The organism is Sulfitobacter sp. S190, assembly GCF_025141935.1.
Lineage (GTDB): Bacteria > Pseudomonadota > Alphaproteobacteria > Rhodobacterales > Rhodobacteraceae > Sulfitobacter.
This window is the reverse complement of sequence record NZ_CP081120.1, coordinates 2,835,624-2,860,328: the sequence shown is the minus strand read 5'-3', so window position 1 is coordinate 2,860,328 and position 24,705 is coordinate 2,835,624. Positions and strand designations below refer to the sequence as shown.

Here is a 24,705-nt window from a genome sequence, read left to right as displayed (position 1 = left end):
GGGCACCTGCAGACCTAAAGCCCGACACCGATGCGCCCAGGCCGATGAAACAAGCAGCCAGCAGCCTTCACGACCGGGGCGGGCTGCCCACAAACACCTGACACCACATGTGCCTGCTTTTTGGATACCAAGCAGACCGCCGCGCGCAATTGATCCGGATCAATCCGAACGCTGCGCAGCGGTTTAATTGGAAAGGAGCCACGGATTTCCAAAGCGAGGTTGGTCATGCTGCGTATTCTCAAAGCCGTTTTCGTTGTCGGTTTGCTTGCCCTGTCACAATCGGCCGGGGCAGAAACGATTACGACGCGCACCGGAGAAGATACTTTCATTAATGGCGCCCACGTCGATCAGACGATCAGTGAAGCGGGTGACACATTTGTCGGGGCGCGCAGCGCACGCATCGCCGGAACATCGCAGGGGGATCTGCATGTTTCGGGATTCGATGTGACGGTGACTGCAGACGCATCCGAAGATCTGTATGTCATGGCCGCGACTGCAACCGTGCGCGGTAACGTGGGCGAGGATCTGTCTGTCATGGGGTATTCGGTCAGGACCGAGGCCAGCTCCGAAACCAAGGGCAATGTGCGGCTGTTGGGCAGTTCGGTCACGGTGGACGGTTCTGCCGGTGGCGCGCTGACCGTCACGGGGCGGAATGTGATCCTGAACGCGTCCATCGCGGGGGACGTGCGAATCCTCGCACAGACGCTGTCGTTCGGGCCGGATGCGGTCGTCGCTGGCACGCTGACCTACAGCACACCCGATGAGGTGCGTGTGCCGCAAAGCGTGGCGGCCGATGACCGTGTGTTCTTCGAGCAGGTTTCGAGCGAGCGGGTCTGGGAGGAGTGGGAAGTCATTGGTGAGGAAATGCCCGCACTGCCGACTTTTGCGTCCATGTTCTTCGGGTTCATCGTCTCGCTCTTGTTTTTCGTCGCTCTTATGGCCGTGCTCCTCTCCTTCATGCCTGCCCGAATTGCTGCCATGCGCCGTGCCACCGCAAAGGCCCCGGGACAAACGCTCTTGCTGGGCGTTCTGGGGTTGTCGGTTCTTATCGGGATGGTCCCGATCACCGCACTGACGATCGTCGGGCTGCCGTTCACACCGATTGCAATCCTCACAATTGTGGCCGCGTGGACACTTGGATACGCGCTGGGCGCCTATAATGTCGCAATGCGGGTCTGGACAGGATTTGGCGGCGATGATGATCCTGTCGCGCTTATGCGGCTCTTGATATTCGCCGGTGCGATCGCCTGTATCGCGTTGCTGAACTTCATCCCGTTCGTCGGATGGGTGGCAAACTACACGCTTGTCTTGCTCGGCATCGGCGCGATGACCCGCGCGGTATTTCAGTCTTTCATCACCACGCCCGACGCCGTTCTTGATGTGGACATGACGCCCATTAGGGACTGACCGAAAAGGAGGAACAGCGCATGACGACGCAGGGTCTCGAAGTGATCGATCATACGGTTCACCTGACGCATGAGTGGATCAATGAATTGGCGCGGCGGCTCGAGTATGCCTCGCACCGCACATCTTTGCGGCTCCTACGCGTTGTTCTGCACCGGATACGCGATCATTTATCGGTTGATGAAGCAGCCCAGCTGTCCGCGCAACTCCCGGTCATGATCCGCGGCTTCTTTTTCGAAGGATGGGTGCCGAAGGTGACGCCGATAAAGGAACGGCGCGGCGAAGACTTTGTTTCCTTCATTCACAAGCAGATGGATCAGACGCGCGATTTTCGCGGGGTGGCAGACATCACATGCGTGTTCGATCTGCTCAACGCGCGCATCAGCCGTGGAGAGATCGAGGACGTGCGTGCCAGACTGCCCGAATATCTGCGCGCCATGTGGCCCCCGCCATAGCCCGACGGACGCCGCGCGAAAGACCGGTTGCTTCCGCGTATTGGTGCGGCTTTGGGTCAGTCCGCTTCGGTCAGTGACAGATGGAACAAGGCATCTGCGCGCCGGATAATGATGGTGTTGTTATTTTCGATCGCGATGATCCGGCTTTTGCGCAGTTGCGTAAAAGTGCGGCTGACCGTTTCGGTTGTCAGCCCGAGGAAGTCCGCGATGTCGGACCGGCTCATGGGGAGGGTAATCTGTTTGCACGTGCCTCTTTGCTCTCCGACACGTTCTGCGAGCACGCACAAAAAGGATGCCAGCTTTTCGCTTGCCGATTTGCGGCCCAGCATCATGAAATGATCCTGCATTGCGCTGATCTCGCGCAGGGCAGCCTGCAAAAGCGCTGTATGCAGGGCCGGATCGCCGTCTCCGGTTTCCAGATGCGCGCGGCGCACGGGTTGCAAAACCGCGTCTGTCAGCGCTTCGCAATCGGCATGGTGCAAGCCGTCTGAAGGGAAGCCCAGAACATCACCGGGGTAGCCGAAGGCTATCACCTGACGGCGCCCGTCGGCCAGCATGCGCGACAGACGCAAGACACCTGAGGTCACCTGATACAGCCAGACGACTTCGTCCCCCTCAAAATACAGGCACGCGCCCGATTTGAGGTGCGCCGCCGCGGCCTGCGTTCGGGCACTTTGCAGCGGTGTGACGCAATAGGTTTCGGCAAATTCCGTTGGCGTGGTCACATACATTTCGGCAGCCTCCCAGTTGGTGATGAGGGCAACTTGAGTGTCTTCCGTAATGGGCGTAGTGTATTTTCTGTGATCTTTTGTATCGTTTTGTAATGCTGCTGACGGTGCATCCTGTTGCCCGCGCATCCGGGCGACCGTCAACCATTCTGAGAGAATGACATGAGCGATCCGCATATCCTTGTTGTAGACGATGATGCGAAAATCCGGACCTTGCTGCGCAATGTGCTGGAGGGAGAAGGGTTCGCCGTGATTGAAGCGGCCAGCATGGCCGAGATACTACAGGCGCTTGAAGATCATTCGATCAGCCTGATCACGCTGGACATAAATCTCGGGTCGGAAAACGGTATCGATCTTGCGCGACAGCTCAGGGCACAATCTGCCGTTCCGATCATTATGGTGACGGGCAAGGATGATGTGATCGACCGTGTTGTCGGGCTCGAGGTGGGGGCGGATGACTACATCACGAAACCCTTCCACGTGCGCGAAGTTCTGGCCCGCATCAGAAGCGTGTTGCGGCGCACCCAAGTGGTGCAGGAGGCGCAGACAAACGAGCAATCGGACCAGGAAGCATGCAATGGCCCCACGACAAGCAAACGGTACTGCTTTGATGGGTTGACCGTGATCCCCGCTGAATTCCAGCTGATCGACCGGACTGGCACGGACTGCGCACTCACCAGCGGTGATTTCAAATTACTTGACGTGTTCCTGACCCGACCGAAAAGAGTATTGACGCGCGATCAGTTGATGGACCTGACAGGCGGCATCGAGTGGAGCCCGCTTGACCGGACCGTCGACAATCAGGTCGCACGATTGCGCAAGAAAATCGAACGTGACCCATCGGAGCCCAAGCTGATCAAGACGGTGCGCGGTATGGGGTACACCTTTGCCTGCAATGTTCAGGTACTCGAGCCGTCGGAGGAGCCTGCCAAGAGCGCGTAAAGACGCTGGGCGAGTTCCGTCTGCCGGTAGGGTTTGTGCAGGATACTATAGCTGTGATCACCATCCATCGCGCCGGTCACGACATCACTTGCATAGCCGGACGTAAGCAGGACTTTCAGCGCCGGAAACTCCTTGGCGATCCGTTTCGCAAGATCAAATCCGTTCAATGCACCCGGCATGACGAGATCCGAAAAGACAACGTCGACCTGCGTTCCTGATAGCAAAAGCGCGTATGCCGCATCACCGTTTTCCGCTTCGAGCGTCGTATAGCCAAGATCGCGAACGCGTTCGATGGACAGCTTGCGGACGCGGGCATTGTCTTCGACGACCAAAACGGTCTGGCCCCTTCCACGAGGGGGGGTATGCAGACCGTCGGCCTCACGCTCGATATCAGATGGCTCCTGCCTGGCCGCGGGGAAATAGAGGGCAAAGCTGCTGCCCAATCCCAGTTCGCTGTAGAGCGTGACATGACCGCCCGATTGGCGCACGAAACCGTAAACCATGGCAAGCCCCAAGCCCGTGCCACCACGGTGTGATTTGGTCGTGAAAAACGGCTCAAAGGCGCGACGCTGCGCCTCAAGGCTCATCCCGTCGCCGTTGTCGCTGACCGAAAGGCGGACATAGTCTCCCGGCCCGATATCTGTCTCCTGCGCCATGTAGGTGTCATCGATGGTGACATTGGCGATCGATACCAGCAATTCGCCACCGTTTTCCATCGCATCGCGCGCGTTAAAGGCGAGGTTCATCAAGGCCGATTGAAGCTGTACCGGATCGACCATCACGGGATCGACCCGGTCCGCAAAATCTGTCTTCACCTCGTACATCGTGCCGAGCGTCCGCTTGAGCAACTTCAGCGTATCGCGACACAGATCGCGCAGATCGGTGTGTACGGGTTTGAGATTGCTGCGACGTGCGAAAACCAAAAGGCGGCTGGTCAGGTCGGCGCCCATTTCTGCCGCTTCGAGCGCGTCCTTGATCAGTGGTGCCTGCTTTGGATCGGGCGCGCGCATTTCAAGCAGCTCGAGATTGCCGACGATCACCGTCAGCAGATTGTTGAAATCATGTGCGATGCCGCCGGTCATTTGGCCGATCGCATCCAACCGTTGCGATCGCGCCAACGCCTGCTCAGTCGCTTTGCGATGGGTCAGATCATGCAAGATTGCAACGAAAAGATATTGGCCTGCATATTCGGCGCGCCCGACCGACAGGTGGAGCGGAAACACGCTCCCGCCTTTGCGCACACCTTCAACGTCACGACCAATCCCGATGATCTTTCTCTCACCGGTGCGAACATGCGTTGCCATGAATTCGTCGTGCAGTTCCGCAAGAGCGGTGGGCATCAGGATGTTTACGCTTTGCGATACCATTTCGTCGGCACCGTATTCGAACAGGTCCGCCGCCGCCGTATTCACGCGCAGGATGGTGCCCGCCTGGTCGGAAACGATCATCGCGTCCACGGCCGCATCCATGATCGCGTGCAGAACTGCGCTGTCTTCCGAGGGGTTCATCGGTCCGTGCCTCCTGCTTCGTAACCTGCCGACGGGAAGGGATCCGCGCAAGAACCAATTGATTTGCATCAAATTCCTTCGTCGCAAGCGTGCCACCTTTGTCCGCGATCAAGGTGGGAGGTTTTGATGAAGGCGGTGCATCCGATTTGGCGTACCTCGCATCGAAGGACGTGGAAAGACACCTCGGCGATTTCATCGTCATTTGAAAGCGGCGCTGCCGCGCTTGAAAGGAAGACCTAATGTTCAGACGTATCATCATTGGCCTCGACGGCTCTGAAAAAGCAAACAAGGCAGCTGCTGTCGGCTTCGATCTCGCAAAGCTCTATTCCGGCAAAGTCACGTTGATGCATGTCCCGCATGCGGAAACGGCGGCATTTGTCGTCGGTGCGGTCTCGGGATATCACGCCGCCATCACCAAACCCAGTTTTGCTGAGATCGAGAAAGCAGGGCAAAAAGTGCTCGATACCGCGCTGGCCATTGCGAAAGACAGGTCATTCGAGAACGTCGAAACACAAATGCCGCACGGGGACGCGGCTACCGAAATTCTGAATTATGCTGACGAAATCGACGCCGATCTTATCATTACCGGCCGGCGCGGTCTCAGCGGTATTTCGAGCCTCGTCCTTGGCAGCACCACCCAGCGGATCAACCACCTTGCCAAATGCGCGTGTCTCTCGATCATCTGATCCAGTACGTCGCCGGTCCAGAGTATCGAACGGCCCGAGAAATCTCGGGCCGTTTTTCGTTGGCCGCGCCGCACAGTGATGCTGAAGTCCCGCCTTATCATGAAGGGTGGTTCCGGTATGCTTTGCCGAGGTGCTTGCTCAGATCGGAAAGCGTGATCACGCCCAGAAGCGCATGATCCTGAACGACCATGAATTTGCGCCGGCCCGTGGACTGGATCAGCCTGAACAGTTCGGAGACGTGCATTTGCGGCGCGACCATCGCGGCGTCTCCCAAGCCTATGAAGACATCGCCCACCCGTGTATTCGCCCAGTTCTCCCGATCAATCCGATCAAGCACCGACCAATCGATATGCCCCAGTAGTACCTCGTTTTCGACGACCGGAAGGAAGCTGATGCCACGTTCGAGCATGATCGCATCCACCATATCCTGCAGCGTTTCTCCGGGGCTAACAGTGACAGGCGCGCGGTGCATGAGGTCCGCTGCGGTTTTTCCTCGGAACGCGCTCTTGGCAAGCTGGTTGGCATAGCTGATCCGCGCGGCGATGAGGACGAACCCACCGATCAATAAATACCATATGCCGCCGACGATGCCGCCCTGAAATAGAGACATGATCCCCACAATCATCAATGCGTAGGCGAAGATGCTGCCGGATTTGGCTGCGGTTCTCGTTGCCGCCAACGCATCTCCGTGTCGGTGCCAAAGGTATGCGCGCAACATGCGCCCACCATCCAGCGGAAAGGCGGGGATCATATTGAACAGTGCCAAGGCAAGATTGATCAACGCCAGATAGCTCAGGACTTCGGCGAAAGGCGTGATAGCGCCGGCCATCATGGTGCCCACCGACAGGGCCCAGATGAAAATTGCCAGCAGGAGCGACATCACGGGTCCGGCAATCGCCACTAGAAATTCGACCTTGGCGGATGTGGGCTCGGCTTCCAATTCGGCCACGCCACCAAACAGGAAGAGCGTGATTGTCTTGATCGGAACGCCGAGACGACGGGCAATGATCGAATGGGCAAGCTCGTGAGCGATGAGGGACGCAAATAGACCAAGCATCGCAACCAGCGCCATCACCAGGTAGGTGACTTCGTTCAAACCGGGAGCGGTGCGGGGAAAATAGCTTTGCGACAGGCTCCACGTTATCAATGACGCAATGATGAGCCAACTGGGGTCGATCCTGATATCGAAGTCATCAATCGTACAGATTTTTACGGCATTCGAGAACATCACAGGCCCATCCTTCTGGCCAGCATAGGCCCGCCTCGTCCCGGCAGATTGATATTGCGCAAACCTGTTCAACCCGAATGAAAAAGCCCTCCGACACCGTAGGCGATGAGCGCGGCAATCCCCCCGATCAGAAGGGTTTCGAACCCCGAGCGCCACCATCGCGAGAGCGACCATCGGCTTTTTCCGGTACCGATAAGGAAGAAGGTCAGCAGTGTAGCGATGATCGAGATGAAGAAAGGGTTCGGCAAGCCCAGTACAAACGGTACGAGAGGCACTGCGCCCGCGACCATGAAAGCCGCAAAGGTGGCGATGGCCGCCCCCCTTGGGTCAGGTTCTTCGCTGGCAAGACCGTATTCATAGCTGAGCATCAAGTCGATCCAGTTGCGCTCATTGCGCGCGATTTCCTGTGTGGCCTTCTCGAGCACCTCGCCCGAAAGACCGCGCTGCTGAAGGATCTGGCGCAGTTCTTCCAGCTCACCCGCGCGGTGTTGCGCGATGTGGTTCTGTTCGATCTTGATAATCCGTTTGCGATCGTCAAGCTCGGCTTTCGTGCCGGAGTAGTTACTGGCCGCCATCGAAAACCCGTCGGCGAGAATATTGGCTAGACCAAGTGCGACAATGACACCGTGAGACAGCCCTGCACCCTCGACACCAGCGACGATGGCAAACGTTGTCACGGCGCCATCGATCCCTCCGTAGATAAAGTCCTTGAGATGCGATTGCCGTTGTCCTTGTGTCAAACGCTCGGCGATTTCAGCGGGGGTGTGTCCGTGTTCGGGTGTCATCACAGCAGTATGTCTGGCTGGTACAATCCGCCATTGAGCAAAATCAAACCGGACATACCATTGCCGCGTAGGCAGGCTGCATGGAGCTTCCATCGACCTCAATAGCGCAAAGCATGATCGCTTTTGTGTTGTGCGCCACTTGTGTGTGGATTGCAGGTGCCCGGCTGGCTTACCTTGCCGATGCACTGGCGGACCGATTTCGACTGGCGAAATCCCTTATGGGATTGGTTGTCCTTTCGCTGGCAACGTCATTGCCCGAGGTCGCAACGACATTGTCCGCTGCAGTCGCGCAGGAACGCGATCTGGTGCTCAGCAATCTGTTTGGGGGGATCACGCTGCAGACCGCGATCCTTGCCATGTCGGATTTCTGGGCACGTGGTCCCATCACGAACTATCCGCGCAAAGCGAACCACGCGCTCGAAGCGACCCTGCTGGTTCTGCTGCTTTCGGTCGTTTTGGTGATCGTCAACCTCGGCGAAATGATGGTTGTCGCCGGTATCGGTCTGGGAAGTGTCTGCATCGCCGTCATCTATGCCGGTGCGGTCTGGTTGCTGCGACGGTACGATGGCAACAGCGATTGGGTACCGGTTGATCTGCCGGACCCTGATCCGCTCTCGTTTCCGGCGCCGACCGGTCTGGCGCACAAGGACAGCCGCGCGCTGTTGCGCCAGGCTGTGTTGGCCTGTCTTTCCATCCTGATTTTCGGTCTTTTTCTGGTTCTTTTTGCGGAGCGTATCGCTGATCAATCGGGGCTCGGTACCGGCTTTGTTGGCGTCACACTTCTGGCAGCGGCCACGTCTTTGCCAGAACTGACCACCAGCATCGCCGCAGTGCGCATCGGCGCTTACACAATGGCAATATCCAACATCTTTGGCAGCAACCTCATCATGCTGGTGCTGGTATTTCCCGCAGACCTCCTGTTCCGCGGTGGCGCGATCTTGCAAGACACATCGCGCACGGTCAGCCTCGCTTTGGCGTTCGGTCTGGTGGTGACGGCGATATATCTCATTGGGCTGATCGTGCGGCGCAAACCCCGTATCCGCGCGTTCGGACTGGATTCAATCCTCGTGCTCTTGACCTTCGTCAGCAGTCTGGTCGCGTATTATGTCGCGCGGTAGCGGTGAAGCTTATAGAATTCCGGTACGATCAGGATCGGCAGCGCAAACATCGCGATAAGCGACCATTCCCAGACCCCGATCGGGACCGTCCGTAAAAGGGTCTGCAGAGGGGGCCAATACACCGCGGCAATCTGCGCGCCGATCGTCAGACACAGTGCCGCCAGCAAAAACGGATTGCTGAACCAGCCGATCCGCCAGACCGGCAGCCGCAATGAGCGGAAGGCGAAGACGCTGATTTTCTCGAAAAGAACCATCGCGGTGAAGGCCGTCGTCCGGGCAAGCTCCACTCCCGCGTCGAGCAGATGGAAGAAGATCCACAAGCTCGAAAGGCCCGTATAGGTCCCCAGCATCAAAATGGTGAGAATACCGCTTCTCCCGAGGATCGGGGTTTGCTTGGCGCGCGGCGGCTGCTGCATCTGGTCCGGTTCGGCTTTCTCCAGACCCAGTGCCACCGCAGTCACGCCATCCGTGACAAGGTTCATCCACAGTATTTGGGTGGCAAGAAAAACCAGCGGCCCGCCAATGGCGATGTTCACGACAAGGGCAATCACTTCGCCTGCATTCGAGGACAACAAATAGCGTACGAATTTCTGGACATTGGCAAACTGGCGCCGCCCTTCGCTTATCGCGCGTACGATAGTCGCGAAGTTATCATCGAGAAGTACCAGATCAGACGCGTCCCGCGCGACATCCGTGCCGCGCACGCCCATGGAGATACCGATGTCCGCCTTCCTGAGAGCAGGGGCATCGTTCACCCCGTCGCCCGTCATGGCCACGATCTGTCCTTGCGCCTGAAGCGCCGACACGATGCGCATTTTCTGATCCGGCTTTGTGCGTGCAAAAAGTGGATCGGTCTTGAGTGCACCCGCGAGGATTTTTTCGTCCATCATCGCGAGGTCGGGGCCAGTGATCCGTGTCGTGATATCGAGCGAAAGCTGCCGGGCAATTGCTTCTGCGGTAACGGGGCTGTCACCGGTGATCATGATGACCCGGATCCCTGCCGAACGCGCCATGCCGATGGCATCGCGCACTTCACCCCGTGGCGGATCGATCATTCCGACAAGCCCGAGAAACGTAAGATCGCGCTCTTCGATGTGCGCGCTCCGCGCCGCACCCATGGCAAACGCCATGACACGCAGGCCCTCCCGCGCGAGCCGCGTGTAGGCCTTTTCAATGGCCATCGTTTCGTCTTCGCAAAGGGGTCGCGGCCCGTCCGGCGTCATGACTTGGGTACAGATTTCCAACACCTGTTCCGGCGCCCCTTTGGTCAGGACCTCGAGTTGCTCGCCGAACCGTTGCAGGACGCTCATGCGTTTGCGCGCGCTGTTAAAGGGGATTTCCGCAATCGGTTCTTTCGGTTCCGGCGCAGCGTCCCAGCCCTTATGGCCCAGCGTGAGCAGGGCCCCTTCGGTGGGCGCCCCGACAGTTTGCCAGCCATTTTCGTTCTCGATCAGACGTGCATGCGTGCACGACAGGCAAACGCGCAGCAATGCGGCCAACACAGGATCATCCGCAGCCCGGACACGCGCGCCTTCTGTCTCGATCTGGCCTGCGGGGTCGTAACCGGTTCCGGTGACGTCATACGCACGCGCCAGCGTCCAGATGCGCGTCGCCGTCATCTTGTTCTCGGTCAACGTACCCGTTTTGTCGGTGCAGATCACTGATGCCGCGCCCAGCGTTTCGACCGCCTGCAACTTGCGAACCAATGCCTTTTGTCTGACCATCGCAGTGGCGCCCAACGCAAGCGTGATCGTCACCACAGCAGGCAGACCTTCGGGTACCATCGCCACGGCGAGCGATAGGCCGGTCATGACCATCTCGGTCGTATTGCGCCCCATTGCCAGGCCGAGCACCGCAACGCCGCCAGCCACCAGAACAGCCGCCAGTCCCAGCTGGCGGGCGAGGTGTCCGAGCTTGTGCTGGAGGTTCGTGGTCTTTGCCCCGACGGACCCCGTCAGATGTGCGATCTTGCCGAATTCGGTCATGCCGCCAATCGCCGTGACCCGTGCAAAAGCCCGCCCTTCGATCACCGAGGTTCCGGCGTAAACAAGCCGATCACCTTCGGTCATTCCCTTCGAAACCGGCAGGGATTCGCCCGTCAGAATGCTTTCGTCAACACTCACGTTTACGGCGCGCACCAGCATGGCGTCTGCGACGATTTTCACGCCGGGCGACAAGACCAGCATATCGCCCGGCACGATATCCTGCGCCGGGATGAGCTGTTCCTGCCCGTCGCGCAAAACCATCGCTTGTGGCGAGAGCAATTTGCGCAAAGCGGCAAGCGCGGTTTCGGCCTTCCATTCCTGAACAAATCCCAACGCCGCATTCAACACGACGACCACCGCTATGGTCGCGGCGTCGATCATTTCGCCAAGGGCGAGCGCTACGATCGCCGCGCCAAAAAGGATCAGCACCAGCAGGCTCTTGAACTGCCGCACAACGATCGACAGCGGACCCGCCTGTTCAGGCGAGGGCAATGTGTTGGCCCCGAATGTTTCACGGGCCTTCGCGACCTCTTGCTCTGTCAGGCCGGTCAGGCGAGCAGTTTCGGACATCAGACACCTCATCGACGCATTTCTTGCCTTGGTATCTTGCGAAAGCGCGGTGCCGGATTGAGCAATGTCAAAGCGGCTTGTCCGGGCAGGTCTAGTATCTGCCGGTAACGTCACAGATCAGGAGCATTCAGAATGGCCGAAACGACGCCGAACAAGGAAGATCCCGTCAATGCAACGTTCGATGCTGTGTCGCAGCTTCAGGAGGCGGGGATGGGAAACCTGCTGGGGATCGGGACTGCATGGCTCGAAGCGATGAGCGCAATGAGTGCCGAAGTCGCGGGGTTCGTGGCCGAGCGCATCAAGGAAGATGTAAAGACACAGCACGAAATCCTGCACTGCAAGAACGTGGCTGACCTGCAGCATATTCAAGGGCAATTCATGCAAAAGGCTCTCGACCAGTATCAGGCGGAGACGGGCAAATTGGTCGAAATGGGGACCAAAGCGTTCACGTCTTCCGACAAAAAAGCCTGACGTCAGCCGAAGACGTAGCCACCAGGTGCGGCCCCGAGGGAAACCGAGGGGTCGCATTTGGTCCGAACCATCGGGCTGCTTCGGTGTGACAGCCAATGGACCCAGTGTTCCCACCATGACCCATCGCTGGGCGGGTGATTGTCGATCCAGCGGGCAGCTGCTTCGTGCTTGTCACCTTCGGTCTTGTGTCCAAAGCGATAATGCCGACCGCTGTGCCCCGGCTCCGACAGGATGCCCCCGTTATGCCCGCCGTTCGTCAATACGAATGTCACATCCGTGTCGGTCAGCAATGACAATCGATAGACCGATATCCATGGTGAGACGTGGTCGGTTTCGGTCGCCACGCAGTAGATGTCCTGTCTCACGTCACTCAGCGCTACAGCTCTCCCGTCGACCTTGAAACGACCCTTGGCCAGATCGTTCTCCAGAAAAAGCTGGCGTAAATACTGCGCATGCATCCGGGCCGGCATCCGCGTGGTATCGGCATTCCACGCCAGCAAAGGGTTGTCCGGGGTCCGTTCCCCCAGCAGATAATGCCGGATGACCCTGCTCCATATCAGGTCGTTCGACCGCAAGAGCTGAAAGGCACCGGCCATCTGATCCGCCCTGAGATACCCGCGCGTCGACATGATATCCTCCAGAAAGGCGACCTGGCTTTCGTTGATGAACAACCCCAGCTCACCCGGCTCCGAAAAATCCACCTGAGCGGCAAGCAGGCTGATGCTGGCAAGACTGTCGTCCGCATCGCGGGCCAAGGCTGCCGCCACGATGGCAAGCAACGTGCCACCCAGACAGTAACCTGCGGCATGCAGGCGTTCGTGTCCCATTTCCCTGATCCGGGCGATGGCCGCGCGCACGCCCAGATCGACATAATCCTGTATCGACAATTCGGCGTCTTCGGCGCCGGGATTTACCCACGAAAGGATAAAGACCTCGAAACCCTGATCGCGCAGGTACGCGACAAGGGACCGCTGTGCCGTCAAATCAAGGATATAGTATTTCATGATCCATGCGGGCACGATCAAGATGGGCTCGGGGTACAGCTTTTCTGTTGTCGGGCGGTAGCGGATCAATTCTACGAGCCGGTTGCGCATCACGACATCGCCCGGGGTGGTGGCGAGCTGCTTGCCAACTGCAAACCCGGAGGGTTTGCGCGGCTGCTTTGTCAGAACCCGGTTAAAGTCCTCGATCCAGTACCGTGCACCTTGCACGAGGCTCTGTCCGCCCGTTTCCTGCGCCTTTCTGATCACCTTGGGGTTGGTCATCGCGAAGTTGGCGGGCGAGAAGAGGTCAAGCCATTGACGGGCGGCGAAGTTGACAATCTGGGTGTGTCTGGGCTCCACCCCAGCGAGATCCTTCGTCGCCGCATCCCACCATGTCTGCACCGCCAAGAAGCTCTGCGCATACCCTTTGAACGGAAACTGAGACCATGCAGGGTCGGCAAACCGTTTGTCTTGCCGGTCCTCCAACCCGACTGCATTCGACATTGCAAGCCGTGCCAATTCGGCCTGCTTTTGCGGGGAGCCCAACAAATGTAGCGCCCAATCCGTATAGGCGGTCGCAAGCGCAGAGGGTGACAGACCGTGTGTGAATTGGCCGAGTGCCGCGTGCCAATATGTATCAAGGCCCGGTATCTTTTCGCCTGTGTCCTTCATAATGCCGATCTTTCGATCAATGCGGCACCGGCGGCTATCTCATCGCTCGGATGGGCGACAACCTTTTCGCCGACGAGCAGCCCGCTGATGACTTCGACCGTCGTATCGTTGCGCCGCCCCAGTGTGACGGCGCGCTTTTCTGCAACGCCGTCGATCTCGACAAATACGGCCCAATCCTCGTTCTCGCGAAACACCGTGCTCAGGGGCACTTGCAGGACATCGTCGGCCTGCCATTCAACGATGCGCAAAAAGACCGCAAAACCGTCGCCCAGCCCCGGACGTTCTTCGATGGGCGTCACGAGATCGAAAGTGGCATCGACACGCTGCTCTTCAATTCCCAGCGCGGATACTTTGGTGATTGCCTTGGGATCGATACGAACCAGCCGCGCTTCAAGTGGACGGTCTCCTCCCCACCGGTCGACATATGCCAGGGCACCGGGCGATAGTCGCACGGCATCTTTTGACAGTATGTCTGCCACAAGCTCTAGCTGTGACGGATTTCCAATGCTGAGCAGGGGCGCTCCCGTGACAACGGGCCGTTCGCTTATTGCCGTGACCGATAACACCACGCCGTCACCGGGGGCCACGATCCGTACGCAGCACGCATCGGCCTGCGTATTGCCCGGATCGGGCGTCAGCAGGGTGGCGCGGGCACGTTCGATGGTCCCGTCGGCCATTTCGATACGCGCCTGCGCTGCAGCAATCGCGGCTTCCGCGACCGCAAGGCGCTGGCTGTCGTCCTCCATCCGCGTGACAGATGTCACGCCGCGGTTCAGCAAAGCCTGCGTGCGGGCAAACTGCGACTGCGCAAATCGGGCCGTTTCCTCCGCCTGCTTCAGATCAGCCTGTGCCACGTGCCGGGCGGCTTCGGCTTCGCGCAACGCGGCTTCGGCCTGCATTTGTGAGCGGGCATCGAGAAAGGCGACCGATGCGGGTTGGACGACCGCAACAACTGTTTCCCCTGCCACCACGCGGTCGCCCTCTGCCACAGGAGACCGCAGCGCGGTGCCGGAAACGGGTGCGGCGACTTCGAACAGATCGCGCACCTGGGTCTTGCCGTCCGCGTTTATTGTGACCTGCATCGGACCTTGTGTCACCACCGCCAGATCGACCGGCACCGGATCGGTACGAAAGCTGATGAAGGACAGCCCGGCAATCAGTGCAAAGCCGGTGCCGAAAAGGACAAGCGTGCGGTTTGAATAGGCCATCGGATTATTCCCTCGTTTTCATGACAGAAACCAGATCGAGCCGGTCAAGGCGGCGACGCACGACCAGAACAGACATAAGGGCGGCGCCCAGCACGACGAGACTGGCAAACGTGAATGTCGCCGGTTTGAGCACCAGCGGAATTTCGTAGAGGTCGGAGGTGAAATTGGTGCTCATCAGATGCGCGATGTACGCCCCTATGCCCCAGCCAAAAGGCTGTGCGATCAGCGCGATCAGCATCATCTCACCGATCAGGATATAGGAGACATCGCCCCGCCCGAACCCCAGTATCCGAAGGCTGGCCAACTCGCGGGCGCGTTCCGATAGCTGGATGCGTGCGGCGTTATAGGTGACGCCCACGGTAATCAGGACCGCAACCGCGATATAGATCGTGTTCATCACCACGATGTTTTCCTCGATTGTCTCCTGAAACGACCGACGGTTTTCGTTCATTTCAACGATCCCCGTGATTTGCGGCGTTTGCTTGATGACATCGTGCAGCGCATCCAGCGCGTTAGCGTCCAGCGTAATATTGACCGTCGACACGCGCGGCGCCTGTCGAAACAGGGTGTTCAACGCTTCGAAGTCCATATAGGCACCAAGCCCGAAATGCAGGTCCACCAGATCCGTCACGGTGACATCGTGTGTTTCCCGGCGGCCGGTGAGAAACGCGATCTCGACGGTCTCCCCCGGTTCGATAGCCAGATGCGATGCAAGCCGTCTGGACAGAACGATACCGCCTGCGGGCACATTCACCTGCTGGCCCTTCGCATCCAGAACCCTGCTCAGGTCGGTGTCGGGGCGTCGCGCTTCGACTGCGACGCGCTTGCTCAGATGGCCGTGACGCAGGGTGGCCGCGTGAAACTGCTGCCCTTCCGCCTGCAGCACGCCGGGCAGATTGCGCACGTCCTCGATTGCGACCTGCGGAATATCTTCGGAAAACAGGAGCATCGCGTCCTGCCGATTGGTCTGGTAGAACGCCAGATCGACAATCTCGTCCAGCGCGTCGTTGATGAAAGTCGCGGCGATGACCGACGCCACCGCAAGCGCGAGCCCGAGTGATGTCAGAAAGCTCCGCAAGGGCCAGCGCAGCAGGGAACGCAGGATCATCACCGTGGTTTGCGCAAGGCGCATCCGCGCCATCGCATCGTCGATGTACGACCTTTTGAAGCGCGGTGGGGCCGGCGGCTGCATTGCGATTGCAGGTGCAAGCCGCGCCGCTTTCAACGCGGCCTGTGCCGCCCCGATACTTGTGGTGGCCAGCCCCGCGATTCCCGCAAGAGCGTAAACCCAATAGGACACATGGAAAATCACATAGGGAAAATTGAAAAAATCCGCATATTGCGCCGCGGTCGACCGCGCCATCAGCGTGCCTGCGATCCACCCGATCCCGACGCCGACAATTGCGATCAATCCGGCAAGCATCAGGTAGTGAAGGCAGATTTCCACATTTGAATAGCCGAGTGCCTTGAGAAGCCCGATCTCGCTGCGTTCGAGCGTGATGATCCGGCTCATCACCATGCTGACCAGAAAAGCTGCGATGCCGAAGAAGATGGGCGGCAGGATGATCGACATGCCTCTGAGCTGATTGATCTCGGCGTCCAGAAACGCGTCCGATGTCTGCAGATCCCGCCCGTAAGCGCCCTGTCCGCCGTAGGGTGCGAGCAGTGTATCAAGCGCGTCGATCACCGGTTCCGGTTGTACCCCGGGCAGGAGCGAGAGCGAAACGTCATTGAACGCGCCGGTCATGTCGAACGCAGCCGCCGCCGCCCTTTCGGCCATCCATACGATGGCGAATGCCGCGTCATCGGGCATCAATGCACCGGGTCCGATCGTGTAAATGAATTCGGGAGATAGGACGGTTCCCACGATGACAAACGCGCGTTGCCGTCCCTTCAGGTTCGCGCTGAACCTGTCACCGATGGTAAAACCGTGCGCTGCGGCAAAAGGGGCGTTGACCAGAACCTCATGCGTACTTGCAGGGTCCGGATACCGACCGGTCACGAGGATTGGGACATTCAGGATCGGCGCCGATGTTTTCGGTAGCGATATGATATGGCCCACGGCCGTGCGCGGATATCCATCAATGTCCAGAATGGCGTATTCGGCAATCCGCGCCTCTGCGCCAAGCACACCGTTCATGCGTTCGATCTCGGGCAGCAAGGACAGCGGCGCACGCGTCGCATGTGCAAAGATATCGGCAAAGCGGTTGCGTTCGTAATAGGCGGTTCGGGTTTCCGAAAGCGCCTTGTACATCCCGACGGAGGTTAAAAGGATCGCGACGCCACACGCCAGCACCATTGCAATCGCAAACACCTGTATCCACAGACGCCTGAAATCCCGCAGAAGTTTTTGATCAATGGCTTGCATGATGCGTCACCAAACAATCTCGGACGGTGCCAACTGGGTCTCATTGACCTGTGTTTCGCTGATCTTGCCGTCCTGAAAAAAGATCACGCGATGCGCCATGCGCCGTATTTCGGCGTTGTGCGTAATGACGACCGTTGTCGTGCCGAAGCGCTCGTTGATGTCACGCAGGACCTCGAGCACCTTCACGCCCGTCGTGCTGTCAAGCGCGCCTGTCGGTTCGTCACACAACAGGATCTGTGGCCGCTTCGCGATCGCGCGTGCGATTGCGACACGCTGCTGTTCACCGCCCGACATCTCCGACGGAAAATGGTCCATCCGCTTGCCCAGGCCCACCAGATCGAGCGCTTCTTCCGCGGGCATGGGATCTGGTGATACATCCGTCACAAGCTGCACGTTTTCACGCGCAGTCAGGCTCGGCACCAGATTGTAGAATTGAAAAACGAACCCGACGTGATCGCGGCGGTACCGAGTCAAACCGCGATCCGACATATGCGTCAGTTCGGTAGTGTCGAACCAGACGCGGCCGTCGGTTGCGTGATCCAGCCCCCCCAGAATGTTGAGGAGTGTTGACTTTCCGCTGCCCGAAGGCCCCAAGAGAACTGTCAGCTCTCCTTTATAGAGCGCCAGATCAACACCGGCCAAGGCATAGACCTTGACCGTTCCGGTCTCATAGACCTTTGTAATCCCCTCGGTTCTGAAAATGATATCCGGCACGGCATTCTCCTGCTGCTTCGGGTACTAGCGCGGATAACACCGCCGCGATTGAGCGACATCAATTTGGCGCCGGGCAGGGCAGTGGACGTTTACGCCTTCTTTAAATCCAGAAAAAAGACTTGCATCTAAAGCGCGTGAGGGCGCCGGTGACATCGACCGGCTTGGTGAATTTCCGTCTTGCCCGTGCCGCCCATAGCACGGCCCGCGAAACGCCGAATTGACGTTGTCGCTTGATAGAGATCAAAGGGCGGGCGATACGAACCACGATAGTGAACGCGAAAAGCAGGATGTGACCTATGCTGAAAACTCCGACATGGCGTGAGCGTTTTCCCGGACTTGGCGGTTTGTCCCCCACGGTTTCGGATATTCTGGATCAAAACGCGCGCAATGCCCGATTTGAACAGGGAACCCTGATCTTCGGTCCGGGCAAGCCGGCGGAAAACCTGCTGTTGATGGTGTCGGGAACCGTGCGGGTGCAGCAGCTATCCGAAGCAGGACGCGAAATCGTTTTGTACAGGATACACGCGGGCGAAAGCTGTGTTCTGACAACCGCATGCATTCTGGCTTTCGAGGACTATTCTGCCGAGGGCATCGCCGAAACGGATATAGAGGCAATCCTGATCCCGCGTGACGCATTCGACCAGATGATGGCAGCCTCCAAAGAGTTTCGGGCCTTTGTTTTCGAAGCCTATTCAAAGCGCATTACCGATCTCTTTATGGTCATCGAAGAGATCGCGTTTCGGCGGATGGATATTCGTGTGGCCCAGCGATTGCTCGACCTTCAGGACGATGCCGGCATGTTGCATCTGACCCACCAGCAGCTTGCGATCGAACTGGGCACCGCACGCGAGGTCATTTCAAGACAGCTCAAGGAGTTCGAACGGCGCGGTTGGCTGAACCTGAGCAGGGGCCAGATCGAATTGCGCGACGTCCCCGCCATCGAACGGTTGGCAAATTCGCCCTGATCGCGCGGCCGTGTGACAAGATCACAGACTGTCTTCCGCTTGCAGGGCACACTTGCACTAACGCAGTGGCAAGGAGAAAGACGATGCGCGCAAATCTCGGAAGTTTCGATCGCCTGATACGGGCCGTCCTTGGCATCGTCCTGTTTGGCGCACCTATGTTGAACGTGCCTGCCATCTGGTCCAACGCTGCGCTCGCCTATGGCAGTATGGCAGTGGGCCTGATCCTGTTCGTTACAGCAGTCTTCAGATTTTGCCCGCTCTACCGCGTTCTTGGCATTTCAACCTGCAAGATCTGATCATATGGAAACCGAATTCACACCCTTTGCCTCCTTGGCGGGCGGAACGCTGATCGGTCTGGCCGCGGTTTGCCTGATGTATCTGCGTGGACGTATCATGGGCGCTACCGGTATCCTCGCAGGGGCGATCATGCCGACAGGCCTTGCCGATTGGGGTTGGCGTGTTGCGCTGCTTGCGGGCATGTTTGTCGGCCCGTGGGTTTACTTGCTCGTTGCGGGACAGTTTCCGCCCATCACCGTGCCGGCCTCGACCACGATGCTGATACTGGGTGGGCTGCTTGTCGGCATCGGCGTGACGGTTGGCTCCGGCTGCACGTCCGGCCACGGCGTTTGTGGCATGGCGCGTTTGTCGCCGCGGTCCTTCGTGGCGACGGCGACATTCATGGCGGCAACCGGGCTGACCGTTTTTCTTCTTCGGCATGTATGGGGGGGCTGACAAATGCGCTTGTTTCTTACGTTTCTCATCGGGGTCACCTTCGGCACGGGCATCGTGCTGTCCGGCATGGCCAACCCTGCAAAAGTGATAAATTTTTTCGATGTCGCAGGGACGTGGGACCCAAGCCTTGCCTTTGTGATGGGCGGCGCTGTCGTCACGACCTTCATCGGATACCGCATTGTTTTGCAGCGTCCCAAACCGGTATTCGGGCAAACGTTCGATGTGCCGCAGAACCGTACCCTCGACAGGCGACTGCTTGGCGGTGCTGCGGTTTTTGGGGTCGGTTGGGGCATTGCCGGTTTCTGTCCGGGTGGTGCACTGCCGGCCTTGGGAACGTTCAATCCGCAAGTTGGTGTTTTTGTTGCCGCGCTGATCGCCGGAATGATGCTGGCGCGCTTGGCGCTGTCGCGAATGCCCGCGCCGAAGGTGGCGCAATAGGTCCCGCATTCCCGGTTTTGACAAGGATCAATTCTGTTCTGGAGGCATCGTTCTAGGGTGGGCCCAACCCAACAGGAAGGACAGCCTCATGCCCGATCTCAAACGCTACAAACAGATTATTCAAGCCCGCCTCGCGGAGCTCGATACCCGGATTCACGACGTCGACGAGGAGTTGGGCCATCCAAAATCCGCGGAGCTGAATGAACAGGCTATCGACATCGAAGATGACGAGGTACTCGAGGGTCTGGGAGTAGCGGCGCAAAAAGAAACCCGATTGCTGACGCAGGCGCTCAAACGCATCAAGGACGGCAGCTTTGGCATATGCCAAAAGTGCGGCCATCCGATATCCGAAGCACGGCTTGATGCCGTACCTTATGCCGCGCTGTGCAAAACCTGCGCACGGTGATCCGCGCCAGACCAGACCGCAAGAGGATGCGATTGGTGTGCGGTGGAAAAGAGACGGTGAGGGCGGGGTCGGACCGGTTCAGTTCTGAATTGAAGCGAGATAATCCAGCAGCGCCTCGAAATCGGCTTCCAGCACTTCGCCATCGGCGCCCCCGTCAGGATAGACATGGCGCAGCCCTTGTTTGGCGAATTCGGGCATGGCGGCGTCTGGGTCATCTTTTTCCAAAGACCCCATTACAAACCGGCTGACGAATTCCCTCGGGAAAAAGCCGTCATTGCGCTGGCTCAAACCGACAAGATCAGGTGCGGGTCCGCCCAGCCCCAGCGACGCAGGCCCGCCGCCTTCTCCGGCTAATCCATGGCATTGCGCGCATTCCTTGGCATAAATGAGCCTTCCGCGCTTGCTTGCGTCCTCCGGCCTGTTGGACGTTGCCGCGCACGCGCTAAGACAAAGGACCACGGCACATAGGCTGGCGATAATCTGGGGGGACATGATGGCTTATTCTCCTGCGGGGCGCATACTCTGTCCGATCTTCCTGACATGAGTGCATGCGTCGCACATTGATCTTGATCAAGCTTTTAGCGGGGCATCAGCCGAAACCATTCCCGTCGCAGCGCGGGTTGCAAACGGCACGGCGTGCCCCCCGTCGACGGGCATCGGTTCGATTTTTGGCGAAAGGACTAAATCACCACGCCAATATGTTCGGACCTGTGCGGACACGCGCATGTCACCCGCATTAACACTTTCGTACCGTACCTGAAACGATGGCGAAGGTCAGCTTTCGAAAATTCCGGTGGGCTGCCCGTCCAGACTGACCGTATTCTTCTTTTCCCAGAACGCCTCTACCGCACGTTCGCCCATATCCGCGTACCACGGTTCCAGATCAGTTTCACCACGGCTGCGCACGACCGCCATCTCGGGGACGCCAGTGCCACAGGACGTCGTGACCAGATCAATTTCAAGCGTGAAGATATTGCGTGCGCCCGCATGGTCGGGAAACAGTGATGCCAGTTCTTTCCATTCCTCATCGCGGGGGTGGACGACAGTTGCATTCCCATAGGTGCGCAGGATCAAGGGGTCGCCCAAGAATGCGCAAAACATCAGCGTCATGCGCGGGTTCTGGCGGATATGGGCCGCCGTTTAATTCCCGCTTCCGGTCAGGCTGAGCCAAACAATCTTTTGGTCGGATAGAATCCGCAACGTATCGAGCCCTTTCGGAGACAGGTTGACCCGCCCCTCCGGCGCCGCGGTCGCCACAAAGAACAATGGCTGGTCTTCGATAAATGTCCGAAACGACGGGTTCAGTTTGTCGGTCTTGATCCCCATGGGACGATCCTCCTATCTATCATTGCTGTGGGCACGCCAGCGGCCTGGCGCATTACATCGCGCGCCCCTTGGCTATGCAGTCATCCAGTATTTCGTATGGCAAACTTTCACCCAGTTGAGCGAAGTCACCTTCCCCGAACATGTTGCTGGAAAGCTGGTGCAATGCGGTATAAGCGGCCGTCGCCATCGCCATTCCCAGCGAAATACGCGCCGCTCCGGCGGTCGCGAAGTCTTTCAAGGACAGATGTTCAACCGTGCTGATCCCGACATTCACCGGTATGGACACGCTTCGACAGACCCTGGTGACTGTTTCGAGATCCTGCAGATAGGGCACATATACGCAGTCTGCGCCCGCTTTTTCAAAGGCCTGAATACGACGGATGCTTTCATCAAGATCGTAAAGGCCATGCATGAAACCGTCCGCACGCGCGACAAGGACAAAATCATTCGGCAGCGCCCGTGCGGCGGCACTTGCCGCCTTGATGCGCTCAACGGCAAGGTCGAATGTGTAGTGCTGGACGCCGGGAAATGAGATGTCCTCGATCGAAATGCCCGCCAGCCCGATCTCTGCGGACAGTCGGACCGTTTCTTCCAGGGCATCGGGCGCGTCCCCGAACCCGTTCTCGAAATCGCCCGAGACGGGCAGGGACGTCGCCGATACGATTGTTTGCGCATGCGCCAGTGCTTCATCGCGTGTAATCGTGCCCAGATCGGACCGACCCAACGAAAAAGCGTGTGCGCCCGACGATGTCGCCAGTGCCTGTGCGCCAAGCGCGGCAAAAAGACGGGCGGTCCCTTTGTCCCAGGCATTCGCAAGTATGAACGGGCGACCGGGAACGTGCAGGTCTCGGAATGGATGCGGCATGCGCGGGGTCCTCTTTTCTGGGATTGGCAGTTGTAATCCTAGCACCGTACTGCTGACATGTGTGTGTCAGCAGTCTCGGGGCCGCTGCCGAAAGCGGAATGGTTTACGGAAGTGTGGCATGGGTCGATCGGTTCGGATGTTCGAGATAATCCAGTTGCTGCGCAACGCGCAGACCCCCTGCACGGCCCAGTCCATTGCGCAAGCGCTGGAAGTGACCAAACGCACCGTCTACCGCGATATTGCGTCACTACAGGCGCTTAGGATCCCGATAGAAGGAGAGGCTGGCGTGGGCTACATCATGCGTTCGGGCTTTGATCTGCCGCCCATCAATTTCGACATCGAAGAAGCCGAGGCCATCACTGTGGGCTTGGCGATGATTGCGCGGACGGGAGACAAGGGGCTGAAACGCGCTGCACGCAGCGCCGCGCGAAAACTGACCGATGCAACGCCACTCAGCGGCACGCTTTTCGCATCGAGTTGGGGTGCGGACGAACCCGCATCTGTCGATCTGTCAGATATCCGAAAGGCCATTCGAGAAGAACAAAAGCTCCGGATCGCCTATCGCAATGCCGCACAGACGCAAAGCCAGCGGACCATCCTTCCCATCGCCATCGCCTATCACTCGGATGCTATCGTGCTTGCCGGGTGGTGCGAATTGCGAAATGATTTTCGTCATTTCCGGCCCGATCGCATTTCGTCGTACCGCATCCTGCCCGAACGTTTTGCCGGCAAGGGTGACGCACTGCGGCAGGCGTGGATCAAGGGGTATTCAGAATGGCTGTAAGCCGCGCGCGCACCAATGTGCAAACGGCGACCCACGTGCTCCGCGTGCAGGGGCTAGTACCAGGGCAGCTCCTAATCCGCCCTATACAATACCACCGCCCGCACCGCTGACGACGGGTCGTTGTTCGGCGACTTTTGCCCGATACCCCGATGCACGGTAGGCAGCGACAGGGTCGATCGCCCCACCGGTCTCGAACCGGGCCATGGCAAGGATCGGTTCGACATCGGTCCGAAAACCATGTTTCAGCGTGGTCGTCGCCATCAAGGCGTCATTGTCATCCTGAAATCCCGCCAATGCGGCACGGTCCACCAGCAACGCCTGTGCATAGGCGCGCTGCACTTCGGTCGCCGACACCATCAGGCTTTCGATCGGGTCGGTTACGTTGTGGCTCTGGTCCAGCATGTGCATGGGGTTGAAATCGGGGTTCGCCTCGGCCTCGACCAGCTCATTGAAGACAAGAAACAGGCGGTAGGGATCGATGCTGCCGGTGTCGAGATCATCATCGCCGTATTTGCTGTCGTTGAAGTGGAAACCGCCCAGTTTGCCGAATTGCGTCAAGCGCGCGACGATCATTTCAATGTTCACGTTGGGCGCGTGGTGGCCGAGATCGACGAGGCATTTGGCCTTGTCGCCCATCTGCTGGGCGATCAACAGGTTCGTGCCCCAGTCCTGCACAACCGTGGAATAGAAGGCCGGTTCATACATCTTGTGTTCGGTCAGTAAGGTCCAGTCGTCAGGCAACGCGCCATAGACCTGTTTGGCCGCATCCAGATAACGTTCGAATTGACGTGTGAAATTCGTCTGGCCGGGAAAGTTGGACCCGTCTCCGACCCAGATCGTCAGCGCCTTGGAGCCGATCTGCGTCCCCAGTTCGATACATGCGATGTTGTGCTCGACCGCCTGCTGTCGCGTAGCAGCGTCAACGTGGGAAAGGGATCCGAACTTGTAGCTATGCGTCTGATCGGGTTGGTCTTGGAACGTGTTGGAATTCATCGCATCGAACGTCAGCCCGACCTCTTCTGCCTTGCTGTTCAGGTCGGCCGCGGGCTGCGCATCCCACGGAATGTGCAGCGACACCGACGGTGTGGCGCGGGTCAGCTGGTGGATCACTCCGCAGTCGTCCATTTTGTCAAAGATATCGCGTGGTTCGCCGGAGCCGGGAAAGCGCGCAAACCGTGTGCCTCCGGTCCCGACACCCCAGCTGGGCACCGCGACCCCGTATTTGGCGACCTTGGTCTTGATCGCTGCAATGTCTATGCCGCGCCGGTCCAGGTGTGCGCCAAGCGCCTCATAGTCCGCCTGAAGTTTGTCCAGAGCCGCGTCGTTTGACTTCGAGATAATATCTGACTGGATCATGTATCTGC

28 protein-coding genes are annotated in these 24,705 nt (G+C 58.7%); 13 read left to right on the top strand and 15 right to left on the bottom strand.

All coding sequences use genetic code 11. The features are described from left to right. Positions 1-14: 14 nt before the first annotated feature. The gene (locus K3756_RS14295) at positions 15-227 is read right to left on the bottom strand and encodes a hypothetical protein (RefSeq protein ID WP_259988521.1); all 213 of its coding nucleotides are present in this window, start codon (positions 225-227) and stop codon (positions 15-17) included. Between K3756_RS14295 and K3756_RS14290 the strand changes: the two genes are divergently transcribed. Together K3756_RS14290 and K3756_RS14285 are read left to right on the top strand one after the other, a co-directional pair. Then, positions 226-1,407 (top strand): hypothetical protein, encoded by a 1,182-nt coding sequence (locus K3756_RS14290; RefSeq protein WP_259988519.1) that lies wholly within the window; start codon positions 226-228, stop codon positions 1,405-1,407. The two genes, K3756_RS14295 and K3756_RS14290, sit on opposite strands and share 2 nt — an antisense overlap. Before the next feature lie 20 nt (positions 1,408-1,427). Beyond that, positions 1,428-1,859: a DUF2267 domain-containing protein gene (locus tag K3756_RS14285; RefSeq protein ID WP_259988517.1), complete on the top strand. Its 432-nt coding sequence runs from the start codon at positions 1,428-1,430 to the stop codon at positions 1,857-1,859. Positions 1,860-1,915: 56 nt separating this feature from the next. Here the strand turns inward: K3756_RS14285 and K3756_RS14280 are convergent, their stop codons facing one another. Then, positions 1,916-2,590: a helix-turn-helix domain-containing protein gene (locus tag K3756_RS14280; protein WP_259988515.1), complete on the bottom strand. Its 675-nt coding sequence runs from the start codon at positions 2,588-2,590 to the stop codon at positions 1,916-1,918. A 159-nt stretch (positions 2,591-2,749) separates the two neighbouring features. Here K3756_RS14280 and K3756_RS14275 point away from each other — a divergent pair, with 159 nt between their 5' ends. Beyond that, positions 2,750-3,529 (top strand): response regulator, encoded by a 780-nt coding sequence (locus tag K3756_RS14275; RefSeq protein ID WP_259988513.1) that lies wholly within the window; start codon positions 2,750-2,752, stop codon positions 3,527-3,529. Here K3756_RS14275 and K3756_RS14270 read toward each other — a convergent pair. Continuing rightward, positions 3,487-5,037, bottom strand: a complete 1,551-nt coding sequence (locus K3756_RS14270; RefSeq protein ID WP_259988511.1) for a PAS domain S-box protein — start codon at positions 5,035-5,037, stop codon at positions 3,487-3,489. The two genes, K3756_RS14275 and K3756_RS14270, sit on opposite strands and share 43 nt — an antisense overlap. Positions 5,038-5,276: 239 nt before the next feature. Between K3756_RS14270 and K3756_RS14265 the strand changes: the two genes are divergently transcribed. After that, the gene (locus tag K3756_RS14265; protein ID WP_259988509.1) at positions 5,277-5,723 is read left to right on the top strand and encodes a universal stress protein; all 447 of its coding nucleotides are present in this window, start codon (positions 5,277-5,279) and stop codon (positions 5,721-5,723) included. Between the two features lie 97 nt (positions 5,724-5,820). Here the strand turns inward: K3756_RS14265 and K3756_RS14260 are convergent, their stop codons facing one another. Together K3756_RS14260 and K3756_RS14255 are read right to left on the bottom strand one after the other, a co-directional pair. Further along, the gene (locus tag K3756_RS14260) at positions 5,821-6,951 is read right to left on the bottom strand and encodes a site-2 protease family protein (RefSeq protein WP_259988507.1); all 1,131 of its coding nucleotides are present in this window, start codon (positions 6,949-6,951) and stop codon (positions 5,821-5,823) included. A gap of 68 nt (positions 6,952-7,019) precedes the next feature. Next, on the bottom strand, positions 7,020-7,736 hold the full coding sequence (locus K3756_RS14255) for a VIT1/CCC1 transporter family protein (protein ID WP_259988505.1): 717 nt from the start codon (positions 7,734-7,736) through the stop codon (positions 7,020-7,022). 113 nt (positions 7,737-7,849) lie between these two features. Between K3756_RS14255 and K3756_RS14250 the strand changes: the two genes are divergently transcribed. Then, on the top strand, positions 7,850-8,854 hold the full coding sequence (locus tag K3756_RS14250; RefSeq protein ID WP_259988503.1) for a sodium:calcium antiporter: 1,005 nt from the start codon (positions 7,850-7,852) through the stop codon (positions 8,852-8,854). Here K3756_RS14250 and K3756_RS14245 read toward each other — a convergent pair. Beyond that, complete coding sequence (locus K3756_RS14245; protein WP_259988502.1) at positions 8,839-11,409, bottom strand: HAD-IC family P-type ATPase; 2,571 nt, start codon at positions 11,407-11,409, stop codon at positions 8,839-8,841. The genes K3756_RS14250 and K3756_RS14245 overlap by 16 nt on opposite strands. Before the next feature lie 132 nt (positions 11,410-11,541). On the opposite strand from K3756_RS14245, the gene K3756_RS14240 reads away from it, so the two are divergent. Next, complete coding sequence (locus K3756_RS14240; RefSeq protein WP_259988501.1) at positions 11,542-11,880, top strand: phasin family protein; 339 nt, start codon at positions 11,542-11,544, stop codon at positions 11,878-11,880. 2 nt (positions 11,881-11,882) lie between these two features. Here K3756_RS14240 and K3756_RS14235 read toward each other — a convergent pair whose 3' ends face one another. The 4 genes from K3756_RS14235 to K3756_RS14220 are packed head-to-tail and all read right to left on the bottom strand — an operon-like array spanning position 11,883 to position 17,825. After that, positions 11,883-13,535 (bottom strand): alpha/beta hydrolase, encoded by a 1,653-nt coding sequence (locus K3756_RS14235; protein WP_259988499.1) that lies wholly within the window; start codon positions 13,533-13,535, stop codon positions 11,883-11,885. After that, complete coding sequence (locus K3756_RS14230) at positions 13,532-14,743, bottom strand: efflux RND transporter periplasmic adaptor subunit (protein WP_259988496.1); 1,212 nt, start codon at positions 14,741-14,743, stop codon at positions 13,532-13,534. The genes K3756_RS14235 and K3756_RS14230 overlap by 4 nt, the downstream gene beginning before the upstream one ends. A 4-nt stretch (positions 14,744-14,747) precedes the next feature. Then, entirely contained in the window at positions 14,748-17,111 is a 2,364-nt protein-coding gene (locus tag K3756_RS14225; protein WP_259988494.1) for an ABC transporter permease, read from the bottom strand. 6 nt (positions 17,112-17,117) lie between these two features. Next, a complete protein-coding gene (locus K3756_RS14220) occupies positions 17,118-17,825 on the bottom strand; it encodes an ABC transporter ATP-binding protein (RefSeq protein WP_259988493.1) in 708 nt (235 codons plus the stop codon). 296 nt (positions 17,826-18,121) lie between these two features. Between K3756_RS14220 and K3756_RS14215 the strand changes: the two genes are divergently transcribed. The 5 genes from K3756_RS14215 to K3756_RS14195 all read left to right on the top strand — a co-directional run bounded on the left by K3756_RS14215 (position 18,122) and on the right by K3756_RS14195 (position 20,366). Further along, positions 18,122-18,790 (top strand): Crp/Fnr family transcriptional regulator, encoded by a 669-nt coding sequence (locus K3756_RS14215; protein WP_259988491.1) that lies wholly within the window; start codon positions 18,122-18,124, stop codon positions 18,788-18,790. 83 nt (positions 18,791-18,873) lie between these two features. Then, the gene (locus K3756_RS14210) at positions 18,874-19,086 is read left to right on the top strand and encodes a DUF2892 domain-containing protein (protein WP_259988489.1); all 213 of its coding nucleotides are present in this window, start codon (positions 18,874-18,876) and stop codon (positions 19,084-19,086) included. A gap of 4 nt (positions 19,087-19,090) precedes the next feature. Further along, positions 19,091-19,522, top strand: coding sequence for a YeeE/YedE family protein (locus K3756_RS14205; RefSeq protein ID WP_259988487.1), 432 nt, complete (start codon positions 19,091-19,093; stop codon positions 19,520-19,522). Between the two features lie 3 nt (positions 19,523-19,525). Beyond that, positions 19,526-19,960 (top strand): DUF6691 family protein, encoded by a 435-nt coding sequence (locus K3756_RS14200; RefSeq protein ID WP_259988485.1) that lies wholly within the window; start codon positions 19,526-19,528, stop codon positions 19,958-19,960. Between the two features lie 88 nt (positions 19,961-20,048). Continuing rightward, positions 20,049-20,366 carry a TraR/DksA family transcriptional regulator gene (locus K3756_RS14195; protein ID WP_259988483.1) on the top strand — a complete coding sequence of 106 codons (318 nt, stop codon included), beginning with the start codon at positions 20,049-20,051 and terminating at the stop codon, positions 20,364-20,366. A 78-nt stretch (positions 20,367-20,444) separates the two neighbouring features. Here the strand turns inward: K3756_RS14195 and K3756_RS14190 are convergent, their stop codons facing one another. Then, positions 20,445-20,858 (bottom strand): cytochrome c, encoded by a 414-nt coding sequence (locus K3756_RS14190; RefSeq protein WP_259988481.1) that lies wholly within the window; start codon positions 20,856-20,858, stop codon positions 20,445-20,447. A gap of 56 nt (positions 20,859-20,914) precedes the next feature. Between K3756_RS14190 and K3756_RS19635 the strand changes: the two genes are divergently transcribed. Beyond that, positions 20,915-21,106: a hypothetical protein gene (locus K3756_RS19635; protein WP_409202402.1), complete on the top strand. Its 192-nt coding sequence runs from the start codon at positions 20,915-20,917 to the stop codon at positions 21,104-21,106. Positions 21,107-21,140: 34 nt separating this feature from the next. On the opposite strand, the gene K3756_RS14185 is transcribed toward K3756_RS19635, so the two are convergent. From K3756_RS14185 to K3756_RS14175, 3 genes are read right to left on the bottom strand one after another with little or no spacing between them, the layout of a single operon-like run. Then, a complete protein-coding gene (locus tag K3756_RS14185) occupies positions 21,141-21,476 on the bottom strand; it encodes a hypothetical protein (protein ID WP_259988479.1) in 336 nt (111 codons plus the stop codon). Between the two features lie 30 nt (positions 21,477-21,506). Next, complete coding sequence (locus tag K3756_RS14180) at positions 21,507-21,692, bottom strand: pyridoxamine 5'-phosphate oxidase family protein (protein WP_259988477.1); 186 nt, start codon at positions 21,690-21,692, stop codon at positions 21,507-21,509. 52 nt (positions 21,693-21,744) lie between these two features. Continuing rightward, positions 21,745-22,557: an isocitrate lyase/phosphoenolpyruvate mutase family protein gene (locus K3756_RS14175; protein ID WP_259988475.1), complete on the bottom strand. Its 813-nt coding sequence runs from the start codon at positions 22,555-22,557 to the stop codon at positions 21,745-21,747. Between the two features lie 118 nt (positions 22,558-22,675). On the opposite strand from K3756_RS14175, the gene K3756_RS14170 reads away from it, so the two are divergent. After that, positions 22,676-23,341 carry a YafY family protein gene (locus tag K3756_RS14170; RefSeq protein ID WP_259988473.1) on the top strand — a complete coding sequence of 222 codons (666 nt, stop codon included), beginning with the start codon at positions 22,676-22,678 and terminating at the stop codon, positions 23,339-23,341. A gap of 81 nt (positions 23,342-23,422) precedes the next feature. Here the strand turns inward: K3756_RS14170 and rhaI are convergent, their stop codons facing one another. Continuing rightward, positions 23,423-24,697, bottom strand: a complete 1,275-nt coding sequence (rhaI, locus tag K3756_RS14165) for an L-rhamnose catabolism isomerase (RefSeq protein ID WP_259988471.1) — start codon at positions 24,695-24,697, stop codon at positions 23,423-23,425. Positions 24,698-24,705 lie beyond the last annotated feature (8 nt).

What these genes read in the sequence shown, in the direction of transcription:
- K3756_RS14290 (WP_259988519.1), top strand. Translation starts at nt 226, where the DNA reads ATGCTGCGTATTCTCAAAGCCGTTTTCGTTGTCGGTTTGCTTGCCCTG.
- K3756_RS14295 (WP_259988521.1), bottom strand. Translation starts at nt 227, where the DNA reads ATGACCAACCTCGCTTTGGAAATCCGTGGCTCCTTTCCAATTAAACCG.
- K3756_RS14285 (WP_259988517.1), top strand. Translation starts at nt 1,428, where the DNA reads ATGACGACGCAGGGTCTCGAAGTGATCGATCATACGGTTCACCTGACG.
- K3756_RS14280 (WP_259988515.1), bottom strand. Translation starts at nt 2,590, where the DNA reads ATGTATGTGACCACGCCAACGGAATTTGCCGAAACCTATTGCGTCACA.
- K3756_RS14275 (WP_259988513.1), top strand. Translation starts at nt 2,750, where the DNA reads ATGAGCGATCCGCATATCCTTGTTGTAGACGATGATGCGAAAATCCGG.
- K3756_RS14270 (WP_259988511.1), bottom strand. Translation starts at nt 5,037, where the DNA reads ATGAACCCCTCGGAAGACAGCGCAGTTCTGCACGCGATCATGGATGCG.
- K3756_RS14265 (WP_259988509.1), top strand. Translation starts at nt 5,277, where the DNA reads ATGTTCAGACGTATCATCATTGGCCTCGACGGCTCTGAAAAAGCAAAC.
- K3756_RS14260 (WP_259988507.1), bottom strand. Translation starts at nt 6,951, where the DNA reads ATGTTCTCGAATGCCGTAAAAATCTGTACGATTGATGACTTCGATATC.
- K3756_RS14255 (WP_259988505.1), bottom strand. Translation starts at nt 7,736, where the DNA reads ATGACACCCGAACACGGACACACCCCCGCTGAAATCGCCGAGCGTTTG.
- K3756_RS14250 (WP_259988503.1), top strand. Translation starts at nt 7,850, where the DNA reads ATGATCGCTTTTGTGTTGTGCGCCACTTGTGTGTGGATTGCAGGTGCC.
- K3756_RS14245 (WP_259988502.1), bottom strand. Translation starts at nt 11,409, where the DNA reads ATGTCCGAAACTGCTCGCCTGACCGGCCTGACAGAGCAAGAGGTCGCG.
- K3756_RS14240 (WP_259988501.1), top strand. Translation starts at nt 11,542, where the DNA reads ATGGCCGAAACGACGCCGAACAAGGAAGATCCCGTCAATGCAACGTTC.
- K3756_RS14235 (WP_259988499.1), bottom strand. Translation starts at nt 13,535, where the DNA reads ATGAAGGACACAGGCGAAAAGATACCGGGCCTTGATACATATTGGCAC.
- K3756_RS14230 (WP_259988496.1), bottom strand. Translation starts at nt 14,743, where the DNA reads ATGGCCTATTCAAACCGCACGCTTGTCCTTTTCGGCACCGGCTTTGCA.
- K3756_RS14225 (WP_259988494.1), bottom strand. Translation starts at nt 17,111, where the DNA reads ATGCAAGCCATTGATCAAAAACTTCTGCGGGATTTCAGGCGTCTGTGG.
- K3756_RS14215 (WP_259988491.1), top strand. Translation starts at nt 18,122, where the DNA reads ATGCTGAAAACTCCGACATGGCGTGAGCGTTTTCCCGGACTTGGCGGT.
- K3756_RS14210 (WP_259988489.1), top strand. Translation starts at nt 18,874, where the DNA reads ATGCGCGCAAATCTCGGAAGTTTCGATCGCCTGATACGGGCCGTCCTT.
- K3756_RS14205 (WP_259988487.1), top strand. Translation starts at nt 19,091, where the DNA reads ATGGAAACCGAATTCACACCCTTTGCCTCCTTGGCGGGCGGAACGCTG.
- K3756_RS14200 (WP_259988485.1), top strand. Translation starts at nt 19,526, where the DNA reads ATGCGCTTGTTTCTTACGTTTCTCATCGGGGTCACCTTCGGCACGGGC.
- K3756_RS14195 (WP_259988483.1), top strand. Translation starts at nt 20,049, where the DNA reads ATGCCCGATCTCAAACGCTACAAACAGATTATTCAAGCCCGCCTCGCG.
- K3756_RS14190 (WP_259988481.1), bottom strand. Translation starts at nt 20,858, where the DNA reads ATGTCCCCCCAGATTATCGCCAGCCTATGTGCCGTGGTCCTTTGTCTT.
- K3756_RS19635 (WP_409202402.1), top strand. Translation starts at nt 20,915, where the DNA reads ATGCGTCGCACATTGATCTTGATCAAGCTTTTAGCGGGGCATCAGCCG.
- K3756_RS14185 (WP_259988479.1), bottom strand. Translation starts at nt 21,476, where the DNA reads ATGACGCTGATGTTTTGCGCATTCTTGGGCGACCCCTTGATCCTGCGC.
- K3756_RS14180 (WP_259988477.1), bottom strand. Translation starts at nt 21,692, where the DNA reads ATGGGGATCAAGACCGACAAACTGAACCCGTCGTTTCGGACATTTATC.
- K3756_RS14175 (WP_259988475.1), bottom strand. Translation starts at nt 22,557, where the DNA reads ATGCCGCATCCATTCCGAGACCTGCACGTTCCCGGTCGCCCGTTCATA.
- K3756_RS14170 (WP_259988473.1), top strand. Translation starts at nt 22,676, where the DNA reads ATGGGTCGATCGGTTCGGATGTTCGAGATAATCCAGTTGCTGCGCAAC.
- rhaI (WP_259988471.1), bottom strand. Translation starts at nt 24,697, where the DNA reads ATGATCCAGTCAGATATTATCTCGAAGTCAAACGACGCGGCTCTGGAC.